This window comes from Bacteroides sp. UBA939 (genome assembly GCF_002293435.1).
In the GTDB taxonomy this organism is placed as follows: Bacteria; Bacteroidota; Bacteroidia; order Bacteroidales; family Bacteroidaceae; genus Bacteroides.
On sequence record NZ_DBDF01000056.1, the window covers coordinates 1 to 11038 of the forward strand.

Consider the following 11038-nt stretch of genomic DNA (forward strand, 5'->3'; position numbering starts at 1 on the left):
TACTAATGCAATGTGGGTTAAAAATGGACTATATTCTTTTTGACGATTGTTATATGTCTTCAATTGAGGTCGCTTATGATTTAAAGGACGTTACTGACTACTTAATTGCATCACCTACCGAAGTTATGGTATACGGTTATCCATATCATATAATTGGTAAATATTTGATCGGGAATTTTAATTTGGAAGGCATTGTGAATGGTTTTTATGATTTTTACGAGAATTACGCATACCCATATGCCACAATAGGGGTGACGGTCTGCTCTGAACTAGATGATTTATCATTGATTATGAAAGAAATCAATCAATATTGTCAGTTCGATAGGAATAAGCTAAATAGTATACAGAGAATGGATGGTTATTCTCCCGTTATCTTCTATGATATGGGCGATTATGTGAGGAACTTATGCTATGATGGAAATTTGTTAAGACGATTTGAAGCTCAATTAGAACGTGTAGTTCCTTCTAATTTGAGTTTACACACTTCCGACTTTTATTCAATGAGTAGAGGAGTTGTGCCGATAAATGTATTCACTGGCATCACTATCTCAGATCCGAGTGAGAATGTCAAAGCGATTACCAAAACAGAGACGGCATGGTATAAAGCTACGCATTAAGTATTTATAGATAATTGTAAAAAAAGAATATTGAAAAAAAGAATGTTTGAGAAGCCATTTTTTGTTGCATTCCAATGCATAGAAATTTGAAGACCTCTCTATGTGCGCTGTTCAAATGGGAAGCGTGGGAGGTCATATTGAGCGCAAAGATACGACTATTTGGTGCAGTATTTTCTCAATTTATGTATTTATCCTAATAGAATAACTTAATAGAAATCAATACTATACGCTTATGTTAAAGAAAACTATCGCTGCTTTAAGCCTACTCGGTATTCTTGCAGCATGTCAGAGTGATGAGAACAAGAACCCTCAGCCGGAACCTAAACCGCGTAAGGACATCTCGCTAACCCGTGCAGAACAAGACTTGTTGGATGCAGGTACTGATTTTGCATTCCGTTTCTTCGGTCAGGTGTGCAGTACGGAAACGGAAAAACCGAATGTATTTGTCTCTCCGCTGAGCGCTTCGCTCTGCTTGTCCATGATTGCTAATGGGGCTTCGGGCAATACACTTACTGAAATGCAGAACGTGCTGGGATTCCCTGCCGCTTCTTTCTCTATTGATGATCTGAATAATTATAACCGGAAACTGACAACGGCTTTACTGGATCTGGACAACACCACTCAATTGGGAATAGCTAATTCCATCTGGGTGAAACAAGGCTTTAAGGTTTATGATTCTTTTGTAGATGTGAATATGAGGATGTATGACGCCTGTGTACAGGAGCTTGACTTTGAATCTCCCACAGCAAAAAATGTAATTAACCAATGGTGTGCTGAGCAGACGAATAATTGTATAAAGGAAGTCATAAAGGTGATACCTGGGGATGTACGTATGTATTTGATTAATGCACTTTATTTCAAAGGTATCTGGAAGAGCCAATTCCGGAAGTCGGATACTCGTCAGGAGAACTTTACCAATTCTAATGGCATTGAACAGAAGGTGGATATGATGAACCAGACTGAAACGTTCAACTATACTCATAACAATGCGTTCTCCATAGCAGAGTTTCCGTATGGTAACGAGGCTTTCAGTATGGTGGTATTATTGCCTGCCGAAGGTAAGACGTTGGATGAGAGTCTGACTGAGTTAACTTGTGAGAACTGGAAAGAATGGAATGAAAGTTTGTACTCCAAGGAGTTGCTGGTTAAACTTCCCCGTTTCAACGTGAAGTATGACAAAAGTCTCATAGATGATATGGTTGCTATGGGGATGAAAGATGCTTTTGATATCAAGGCTGATTTCTCCAAAATGTCGAAGGAGGAATTATTTATCGGTCTTCTGCAACAGTTTACCTTTGTTTATGTAGATGAAGAAGGAACTGAAGCCGCAGCAGTTACAATAGGTGGAATGGTTACTTCTGTCGGTCCTCCTACCTCCGTTCCTTTCTATGTAGACCGTCCTTTTGCTTTCATGATAAAGGAAAAGAGTACGGGGGCAATTCTCTTTATGGGAAAGATTACGGAACTATAGCCTTCACCTAATGGCGGTTAGCATTCCAGTTCGCGGGGCGATTTCTTTTTTTCTTTTCTAGGATTTCTTGAATGTCGCACAAGTGTTCTTTCACCTGCTTGTTTCCAGATTCATACACTTTAGTAACCAGCCCATCCAAGAAGCCGCGGTCGTGACTTACTACAATCAATGTTCCGTCGAAATCTTGGAGGGCTTGCTTCAGGATATCCTTTGTCTTCATATCAAGGTGGTTGGTAGGCTCATCCAGAATCAGTAGGTTCAGGTGATATTATCTACAAACTTACGGTCGTGGCTGATTAGGAGTTGCTTTCGACTATAAAACAAAGAACCATGAAGGAAAGCTCGTTTTCTGCGTATATTTAACAGATTAAGTAACTAATTTTGAAAAATAGCTATAAAACTATCTCCCTATCCTCTAATACCTTTCTTCCCCAACCTTGTCCACAACGCTGTCATTATCCACATCCCCAATATCCGCCTTCGCCTCAATCTGCTCCTGAATACTATCCACACATCGCGTAATCATAGCCGATGCCCGTTTCACATCCAACAGAGTCGTTTTGATAAAGTCCGGCGATTTCTTCAGTTCATCAAGCCAAAACCTCAAGTATGCGGCAGACTTTTCCTTTACCCACATTTATTATGGGGGATTTCGCCTTATATCAAATCGTTTGGCTTGTTTCTCCATGAATGCAGTAATAGTACGAAATGTGTAAGGATGCTACTTATCCTCAATGTGTCAAATGGTCTCTCTATGCTCATACTTCAATTTTACTTCGTTCAAATCTAAAGTATCCATAATATTAAGTTATCAGTTGTTTGTGCAAATATACTATTAATTATGAAATATGTGCAAATTAACGATTTTTTCTTTAGAATTTTGTTTTTATCTTGCTCATTACCAAGAAAGTAGATAGGCATAATATTGACGATGCATCGACAATAAAATCTCCCGCAAATGAACTCAAACAGTCGATACTTGTGTTTGCAATGCCACTTATCAAGCCTATGGTAGGTATTTAGTATTTGCCGTATCTTCTTTTGAATAGGCTCTTTTAAGCGATCTGTCAGAGACTCCCAAAACATTCAGAGTCACTTTAGAGTTTGCAGCTTTCCACTTGTGAGGTAATAGTTCCACTAGATCTTTATGATATTCTCTTTAAGGCTTTATGATATGATAAATGCACAATAAGAGGATACACTCTTTTTTCTTTATTCTCAGAAAATAGGAATATCTTTGTCACAGATAAAAAATGGAATAAGAATGGAAAGAAAAAAGACGATTGGTGAACTTATTGAGAAGGAAGTTCGTAAGCAAGGTATTTCTATTACAGCTTTTGCTGATAGCATTTTCTGCCAAAGAAATAATGTATATGATATCTTTAAGCGAAGTAAGATGGATGTTGTGCAACTTGGTATTATTTCCCGTGTTCTCAAACATAACTTCTTCAAAGACCTGGCTGAAGATATAACCCTTTCAGATATGGACAATCCTGAAATGGAAAAGGATTTATACAATCGAAAAGCTGTTTCTCAGTTCATAGAAGTTGTACCTAAAATATTAACTAAAATGGGGAAAGAACCAATTATATCGTTTGGTCGCCCTTTAAGTGTAGATGAAACTGTTGTTTTGCCCGATTTTATGCTCACAGATTATCTCATTACTTTTTCAATTGGCGAAAGTCTGAAAGAGAAAGCTAACGGTTGCTTTGGTAATTTGATGATAATCGAAACCTATACTAGTGAAAAGGGGATTGCTGTTGACCTATGGATAAACCGATTAAATGGTTCACGTTCACTGAATATAAAGCTAGATTATAAATCAGAATCAGAATGGGACGATACATTAAGATATGTATTTGACAACTTTTATCATAAGCAGCATGAATATGGCAATCGTTGATATAAACAGCTTTACTAAAGCTCTTTTTCCAGAAAATGCTCTCCAAAAGGACTGGCATACACCTACAGAATTCCCTTGTTGTCCACAGATTGTCGACAACAAACCTATATGTTGTTATGCAAAGCAATTATGCAAAGGAAAAATATTTTCCTCTAATCAGTATGGGAAACATGAAATTATAGATATTGCCATTATTGATAACGAAAGCTCCATTCTGGTGATGACACATGACATTACCTTACACCCAATGAAACCATTTGCTTTAGCTAAAATATATTTCTCTGGTGGCCAATACATTCATGAAAGCATTCAACTGTTTTTCTCAGAAGATGGAGTCAAAAAACAATTTGCTTTGTTACAAGGGTTGGAGTGGACAGGGGTGGACTCAATTGATGACTATTGCTAAAGCTTTGTGTTTTAGTGAATAATCACTGTTTTTGCACATAATATTTAAAGGTTTCTTCTTTAGCTTTTCTGATAAACTCCAGCAGAATATTCGGGTTGATGTATTTGCCTTTGTACTTAACAGAGAGGTGTAGATGTTCCCCCGTTGACCTACCGGTATTGCCTGTGATGGCGACCGGTTCATTTGGCTTCACTGCTGTATTCTTTGTGACTAATATCTTTGAAAGGTGGCAGTAACTGACAGTATAATTACCATGACGTATGGTAATGTAGTTGCCGGAACGCTTGTCATATCCCACTTTAGTGTCTTCCCCTTCCATCATTGCATAGACCTCATTGTTTCTTGCCTGAAAATCTATGCCGTTATGTAGTTTTTGCTTTCCTGTGAATGGGTCACGCCGCCATCCATAAGGAGAATTGACTACCAATTTATCCAACGGATAAGAGACACTTAGATACTGCTGAATCCATTTATCCGGATGCCTCTCCATTGATTTCCCTACCTTAGTAGAGGAATCATTCTTGCTGACCTTCCCATCATTGGGTAGGTCTTGTTGTTTTTGTACCTTGTGGGAAGCCGGTTTTTTGCCTATCGTGTAAAACTGCGCCTGAAGAAAGGAACAGTTCTGAAAGAGTATGAATATTATTATCAATGATTTCATGAAGCAAAATTATATCTGATATCTATGAATCTTATTACAAGAATCATTCAATCAACTGTTTTTTAACGTCCTGTAGGTAATTATACTGTGTTTTCATACTCAGTTTTCATATTCCGAATTTCATCTGAATTTATGCTTTTGAGTATGATTGCAAGTATGATTTTAAGCCATGTTACTAAATAAATCAAAAATAAGAATGATAAAAGAGAGCATATCGTCCATCCACCAATCTGTCCCATATTTTTGTCCGAAAATTCATTAATCAAACATATAACTGATATGAACAGAAACAGATTTTCGGATGCGGAGATACCTTATAAGACTCTCCAGAAATTCGGTCTCACTCAGGAAATGATTGGAGATCTGCCTCTTCATGCGTTGAAGCAGATAGGAGAAGGCTACCGTTCTCCGGTGTTACCTATTAAGTTTACCGATGAACAAGGTAATACCTACCAAAGTTGTACCCGCTTTTCTCTTTACCGCACGGAAGACGGACGAGTAGACGTATTGTTCTACCCGCAATTGCAGCAGGCAAATCTTGAAAAGTTCAGTGAAGAGAACAGAAATAAGTTGCAGTCCAACAAGGCTATCATTGATATAATAACAGCTGCTGATGGTAATGACATACAAGCTTTCCTACAGGTGGATGAGGGTACTCACCAGATACTTTATATACCAACACCAGTAATAGGCAGAAACATCCAACTCGTTGCCGATGAATTCCGTCTGAGCAATGCTGAACTTAATTGCCTGCGCAATGGTGGGCCGTTGACCATAATGAGCAATGATAATGTAGTTACCGTGGGCATTGATCTGAATGAGCCTACCGGCATCCGTATTTGTGCAGGCGATGAACGCCAATGGAATGTGGAGGTAAAGAAGGATTGGGATAAATACAACTACGGATGCTTCGGGTGTTGGACGATGGACGAAGAGGGAAATCTGGACTACGTCCCGGAAGAAGAGTACACCGATGAGATGTGGGAAGAGATGAGACGAAAAGGTGAAGACCGCAAGTCACAAGTAGCTACTCCTAAATTATAAGAACGATGGCAAAAGAGAAATTCTACACAGAAGAAGAGCTGGTGGAGAAAGTTCAGACAGGAGAATTTGGCTGGCTTGATTACGTCAACCACCACTCACGGGAATGGAAACAGGAGTATACGGTGTATTGTAAATCCAGAGGATTATCCATCTGCGATCAAACAGCGGAAGCTTATATCGAGCTGAAACAACGGCAATTGGAGGAAGCCTTGGAAAACGGCGATGGTTAGAATTTAAACAGACTCTTAAACAAACAATCAGCAAATGACAATCAGAAAGAATACCAACCCTATTCCACTGGACTTGCCGGTGGGATTGCAGGACATTCTTATCAGGAATGGAATGCGAGCGCATATCACAGGAAGCAGCAATGGATTCAACCTGACCGTGCAAGGACACAACTCCCCTATGCTGACTTATCCGATCAGTGAAAAGCAACTTACGGCACTGAGTGATTGGGGAACCAACTACGCTAATAAGCGAAGCTATAACACCTTTGCCAGTATTGTGGCAGCGGATTTTGACATGCCCAAAGACTTTGTCCACGCACGAAATGCCAACGGGCGTGTTGCCATGGGACTACATGGCTACCGTATCGGTGCAGGAGAATACGGGCGAATGGGAATACCTCGATATTTCCATGCCTGGGGAGACCGGTTTCTTGGCTGGACTCCCCGGCAACAGGACGGATTTCACCTGAGACGTATCGGGGGAAACCTCTATTATCCCGGCGCTCCCATGATACCCGAACGTCCCGACGGTCGCATGAAACCCGGAGAGTTGCAAAGTGGTGGCTACGGATTCTACTATAAAGGTCAGAATACGGCTCCGGTAGCGCAACAAGATGTGTTGAAAGACTTACAGAGTATCGTCGTTCCTGTTCAGACACGTCCTCGAAACGCAGAACCAGCCAAACCCTATCAGGAACTTATCACTTCTCCCGTGTATTTCACCAGTGAGAAGTGGCAGGAATGTCTGGGCAGCCATGGTATCCTTATTGATGTACAGGCAAAGAAACTGACAGTACAGTCCACTGCCACACAAGCCGACTTCCAATATGATTTGACTGACGAGGAAGTCGGGACGCTTACGAGCAACTCCATTAAAGAAGTACCTGTAGAAAAACGATTGGATGTGCTCAATGAGATTATCAAAGAGGACTTCAGCGGAGCCGTCACGATGGAACTGCTTAACAGTAACAAGTCCATTGAGATGCCCTTGCAGCAGGAAGTTCAGGAAGACTTGAATCGTCAGCTACAGACGATGGAGGGGAAAGAAAGAAGGTTGGGTGCAAGTGTGGAAGATGGTATGGAAATACGGGCTGAACAAGCATTACCCAAAGGAACAATCGTAATGAATGGTACTGATTTGGGATATCTGGACCAAAATAAAGGCTGGTTCAGGGAAGGTCGTCATGGCAGAGAGGTGACAGTTGATGCAATCCGGGTAGAGCCGATAACTGAAGGTAAATACAAGATGACCGCTGTCATTGACGGGGAAACCGTCAGCCATGAAATCAGCCAAAAGCAATATGATATGTTTATGGCCATAGATGACTTTCACCGCATGAAACTCTTCTCGAAAATCTTTGGAGAGGTAGATATGAAAAACCGTGGTGACGGTGTAGGATTGGGAGCTAAGATAGGAGCCGCTTTCCTGGCAGGTGCCACAGTGTTGGGAGAACTCGGAAGAGGGGTTCACGACCATCCTTGCCCGGATGTGTTCATGGAGCATCACAGGCACGGGCCAGGAGTAAGAGTCTACTTTAAACCCGGAGTAGATACCCCGATGGATGTAGCTGCCCGGAACTATGAGGCGGCAGCCAATACGGCAATGATACAGCGGGAGGTGCGACACGGAATGTAGAATAACATCATATACAATAAAAAACTCATGGCTGAATTGCGTTACGAAGATTTCAAAAGTCGTATCAACATACAGGATTTATTGGTGGATGCGGGTTACACGCTGAATCGGCGTGATGGCCTGCGCTATCCATCCTATGTGAAGATGGGTAGTGATGGCAAACGCATTCGAGGTGATAAATTCATTATCACAGCCAACGGGCTATGCTGCTTCCAACCGCCGGAACAGAAGAACTACAATGTCATTTCATTTATCAAAGAACATCCGCATCTCTTTTCGGAATATACTCCGGGTATGAATACCGACCGATTGGTCAATCTTGTGTGTCACCGTTTGCTTAATACTCCGGTTGAACAGCGGTCTTCAGTCGTGGCAGAAAAGGAGCGTCCGGAAAAGGGTTTTGATTTGAAGGAATATGAACGGCTGGATTTCCATAAGAGTGATTGGGACAGCCAGAAAGCCTTCTATCCCTATTTCAAGCCACGAGGTATTACTCTTGATATCCAACGTGCGTTTGCCAACCATTTCTTCATTGCCCTGAGAGAAGCTCCCAATGGAAAGACTTATACCAATCTCTCCTTTCCCTTGCGAAAGCCCAACGATCCGGCAACTGTTGTGGGATTGGAAGAACGTGGACGTGCCAATGCCGGAAGTAAGACAGCCTATAAAGGAATGGCTGCCGGAAGTAATGCAACGGAAGGTATGTGGATAGCCGTCCCGTCAGAAAAAGCGTTGGATAAGGCAAAAGATGTATATTGGTTTGAAAGTGCCTACGATGCAATGGCGTTTTACCAGATTCATAAGAACTGGGAGCCAAAAGAAGAACTGTCACGGCTTGAAAATTTCGTGTTTGTAAGCACTGGCGGTAATCCAAGTATTCACCAATTCAAAGCAATGCTTGCCGAAACGCCTAACGCCAATCATCATCTCTGTTTCGACAGAGACCGTACCGGACAGATGTTTGCCATCAATTTCGCATTGGCCAAAGCAGGGAAGACATTCAACACGCATGTTACGCCGAAAGGACAGTTGGTTGTAGTGGATACCACGGATAAATACCAGCGATATGAACTGAATATGGAACCGTTTGAGTTTGACAAAATAGCCGGGATATTGGGCGTAGATACGCAATCCCAACGGAACGCCATGGCGGAATATATGGGTAGTTTGCGAGACAAGAACGATATTCTTTCGGGAGATGAAGATTTGCTTCCATCCGATTTATTGAAAATCTATGCAACCTACGAGAGTGCCTGTGAAGAGTATCATTCGGCAAAATACAGCAGATTAGTCTGTAAGGAAGATCTGGAAGAGATCAGTGATGAGTTAAAGACTTCGTATGAAGCGTACAAAGCAGCCATGAAGGATGCTGTATCTCAATATGAACCAGTTGGGCGAACCATCTATCAGCCGTGTGAAAAAGAATACAAGGATTGGAACGACCAATTGCTGTGCAAAAGGATGGCAGCAGAGGAGGACAATGCTGTTAATAAGGCTTTGGAAAAGAATGTCGTGGCCGGAAATAATCCGGAAGAAAGAGATGAAGAAAATAACGAGGAAGAAAAAAGAACCTGCCATTTTCATAGATAGCCATGAGAAAAGAAGTGTGAACGTATTGAATATAACAAACAAAGAAAGGGTATCTATGAAATTACAAACCGTTAGCTGGATGCTACTATGCCTTCTGTTTACCATTCAGGAAATCAAGGCGCAATTTGTGCAGACCAATCCTTTGGAGTGGGTTGCCCTTGCGGAAGGGAATGAAGCCATCAATAGCCAGGTGCAGACGGAGACGGAAGGTCAGATGAAAACCGCCGTGTTGCAGAATACCATCGCTGCTGAATTTAACAGGATTCATGAATGGGAACGCAAATACAGCAGCTATTTGCAAACTGCCAGTGGCTATGCTTCTTCGTTGAAAGCCGCTTCGACACTGTACGAGGACGGCGTGAGAATCTTTATCACGCTTGGAAAGCTGTATAACGCTATCCATAACAATGCACAGGGATTGGTTGCCACCATCAGCATGAACAATCTGTATATAGAAACCGCTACAGAGCTGGTTACAGTCTATACGCTACTGAGAAATGCGGTGGCAACAGGCGGTAAACAGAACATGCTGACCGGAGCGGAACGTAGTGAAACAATGTGGGCATTGTCGGATAAACTGGGAATATTCCATAAGAAGCTGAACCGACTGTATCTGAGTATCCGCTACTATACAATGACGGATGTCTGGAACAATGCGACAGCGGGAATGCTGGACCGTACACCCGCAGAAGTGGCGGTGATGGCATTGGACAGATGGAAACGGGCGGCAAAAGCTGTAAATGATTAACAGATATATGATATGGCAGTAAAAATTGTACTCGGATGCTTGTTCGCTTTGTTAGCTGTGGTTCAACGGGCGCAAGCGCAAACAGACCCCACTTTAGCGGGAATGATTATCGCCTATACCGACAAAGCAAAAGACCAGCTTAAGGCACAGGAGAAAGCCATGCTGATACAGACTACCGGTCATCTGTGGATTCGGGAGGAAGTGGAAGGAATCACTGATTTGCAACGGCAGTACAATGAATACCTCGATTCATTCAGGGATATCATCTGTTATGCGGCGCAGATTTACGGGTTCTACCACGAAATCGGTAAACTGTCTGATAACATGGGAGAACTAAACAAGCAGCTTCGGGAAAACGGGCAGGGAACTTTTGCCGTAGCCCTTACACCCCGACGTAACCGGATTTACCGGGATTTGATTCTGGGAAGTGTGGAGATAGTGAACGACATTAGGCAGGTGTGCCTTAGCAAGACCAAAATGACGGAAAAGCAACGCATCGAAATCGTACTGGGCATCCGTCCCAAGCTGCAAGTAATGAACAAGAAGCTGCAAAGGCTGAGTAGAGCCGTGAAATATACCTCCTTCTCAGATATATGGGCAGAGATAGATGAAAGAGCGCGCCCCAAGGCGAACAAATCGGACATAGCCAAGGCCTGTATGCGAAGGTGGAAAGCCAGTGGTAAAAGATAGTAATAAATATAATAATCAAATAGGGTGTCCAGTTTTACGTTC

General features: G+C 42.1%; 12 protein-coding genes and 1 pseudogene. 10 read left to right on the top strand and 3 right to left on the bottom strand.

The features are described 5' to 3' along the window. Both B2Z67_RS03775 and B2Z67_RS03780 read left to right on the top strand, forming a co-directional pair. Positions 1 to 617, top strand: a 617-nt coding sequence (locus B2Z67_RS03775; protein ID WP_291528487.1) for a clostripain-related cysteine peptidase, incomplete at its 5' end; no start/stop codon positions are given. 232 nt (positions 618 to 849) lie between these two features. Continuing rightward, positions 850 to 2088 carry a serpin family protein gene (locus B2Z67_RS03780; protein ID WP_291528488.1) on the top strand — a complete coding sequence of 413 codons (1239 nt, stop codon included), beginning with the start codon at positions 850 to 852 and terminating at the stop codon, positions 2086 to 2088. Between the two features lie 7 nt (positions 2089 to 2095). On the opposite strand, the pseudogene B2Z67_RS03785 reads toward B2Z67_RS03780, so the two are convergent. Both B2Z67_RS03785 and B2Z67_RS03790 read right to left on the bottom strand, forming a co-directional pair. Beyond that, a pseudogene (locus B2Z67_RS03785) lies at positions 2096 to 2350 on the bottom strand (hypothetical protein); the annotation flags it as partial. Positions 2351 to 2503: 153 nt separating this feature from the next. Next, on the bottom strand, positions 2504 to 2725 hold the full coding sequence (locus tag B2Z67_RS03790) for a hypothetical protein (RefSeq protein ID WP_291528489.1): 222 nt from the start codon (positions 2723 to 2725) through the stop codon (positions 2504 to 2506). Between the two features lie 627 nt (positions 2726 to 3352). On the opposite strand from B2Z67_RS03790, the gene B2Z67_RS03795 reads away from it, so the two are divergent. Both B2Z67_RS03795 and B2Z67_RS03800 read left to right on the top strand, forming a co-directional pair. After that, positions 3353 to 3991: a hypothetical protein gene (locus B2Z67_RS03795; RefSeq protein ID WP_291528490.1), complete on the top strand. Its 639-nt coding sequence runs from the start codon at positions 3353 to 3355 to the stop codon at positions 3989 to 3991. Continuing rightward, entirely contained in the window at positions 3978 to 4397 is a 420-nt protein-coding gene (locus B2Z67_RS03800; protein ID WP_291528491.1) for a hypothetical protein, read from the top strand. The genes B2Z67_RS03795 and B2Z67_RS03800 overlap by 14 nt, the downstream gene beginning before the upstream one ends. A gap of 22 nt (positions 4398 to 4419) precedes the next feature. On the opposite strand, the gene B2Z67_RS03805 is transcribed toward B2Z67_RS03800, so the two are convergent. Then, positions 4420 to 5058, bottom strand: coding sequence for a M23 family metallopeptidase (locus B2Z67_RS03805; RefSeq protein ID WP_291528492.1), 639 nt, complete (start codon positions 5056 to 5058; stop codon positions 4420 to 4422). Between the two features lie 279 nt (positions 5059 to 5337). Between B2Z67_RS03805 and B2Z67_RS03810 the strand changes: the two genes are divergently transcribed. From B2Z67_RS03810 to B2Z67_RS03835, 6 genes are all read left to right on the top strand, one after another. Continuing rightward, a complete protein-coding gene (locus tag B2Z67_RS03810; protein WP_291528493.1) occupies positions 5338 to 6102 on the top strand; it encodes a DUF4099 domain-containing protein in 765 nt (254 codons plus the stop codon). 5 nt (positions 6103 to 6107) lie between these two features. Next, positions 6108 to 6332, top strand: coding sequence for a hypothetical protein (locus tag B2Z67_RS03815; RefSeq protein WP_291528494.1), 225 nt, complete (start codon positions 6108 to 6110; stop codon positions 6330 to 6332). A 34-nt stretch (positions 6333 to 6366) separates the two neighbouring features. Then, positions 6367 to 7968 (top strand): hypothetical protein, encoded by a 1602-nt coding sequence (locus B2Z67_RS03820; protein ID WP_291528495.1) that lies wholly within the window; start codon positions 6367 to 6369, stop codon positions 7966 to 7968. Positions 7969 to 7995: 27 nt separating this feature from the next. Next, a complete protein-coding gene (locus B2Z67_RS03825; protein WP_291528496.1) occupies positions 7996 to 9558 on the top strand; it encodes a toprim domain-containing protein in 1563 nt (520 codons plus the stop codon). A 55-nt stretch (positions 9559 to 9613) separates the two neighbouring features. Beyond that, entirely contained in the window at positions 9614 to 10306 is a 693-nt protein-coding gene (locus tag B2Z67_RS03830) for a hypothetical protein (RefSeq protein ID WP_291528497.1), read from the top strand. A gap of 102 nt (positions 10307 to 10408) precedes the next feature. Then, positions 10409 to 10996 carry a hypothetical protein gene (locus tag B2Z67_RS03835; RefSeq protein WP_414630777.1) on the top strand — a complete coding sequence of 196 codons (588 nt, stop codon included), beginning with the start codon at positions 10409 to 10411 and terminating at the stop codon, positions 10994 to 10996. Positions 10997 to 11038: the final 42 nt, after the last annotated feature.

What these genes read in the sequence shown, in the direction of transcription:
- B2Z67_RS03780 (WP_291528488.1), top strand. Translation starts at nt 850, where the DNA reads ATGTTAAAGAAAACTATCGCTGCTTTAAGCCTACTCGGTATTCTTGCA.
- B2Z67_RS03790 (WP_291528489.1), bottom strand. Translation starts at nt 2,725, where the DNA reads ATGTGGGTAAAGGAAAAGTCTGCCGCATACTTGAGGTTTTGGCTTGAT.
- B2Z67_RS03795 (WP_291528490.1), top strand. Translation starts at nt 3,353, where the DNA reads ATGGAAAGAAAAAAGACGATTGGTGAACTTATTGAGAAGGAAGTTCGT.
- B2Z67_RS03800 (WP_291528491.1), top strand. Translation starts at nt 3,978, where the DNA reads ATGGCAATCGTTGATATAAACAGCTTTACTAAAGCTCTTTTTCCAGAA.
- B2Z67_RS03805 (WP_291528492.1), bottom strand. Translation starts at nt 5,058, where the DNA reads ATGAAATCATTGATAATAATATTCATACTCTTTCAGAACTGTTCCTTT.
- B2Z67_RS03810 (WP_291528493.1), top strand. Translation starts at nt 5,338, where the DNA reads ATGAACAGAAACAGATTTTCGGATGCGGAGATACCTTATAAGACTCTC.
- B2Z67_RS03815 (WP_291528494.1), top strand. Translation starts at nt 6,108, where the DNA reads ATGGCAAAAGAGAAATTCTACACAGAAGAAGAGCTGGTGGAGAAAGTT.
- B2Z67_RS03820 (WP_291528495.1), top strand. Translation starts at nt 6,367, where the DNA reads ATGACAATCAGAAAGAATACCAACCCTATTCCACTGGACTTGCCGGTG.
- B2Z67_RS03825 (WP_291528496.1), top strand. Translation starts at nt 7,996, where the DNA reads ATGGCTGAATTGCGTTACGAAGATTTCAAAAGTCGTATCAACATACAG.
- B2Z67_RS03830 (WP_291528497.1), top strand. Translation starts at nt 9,614, where the DNA reads ATGAAATTACAAACCGTTAGCTGGATGCTACTATGCCTTCTGTTTACC.
- B2Z67_RS03835 (WP_414630777.1), top strand. Translation starts at nt 10,409, where the DNA reads ATGATTATCGCCTATACCGACAAAGCAAAAGACCAGCTTAAGGCACAG.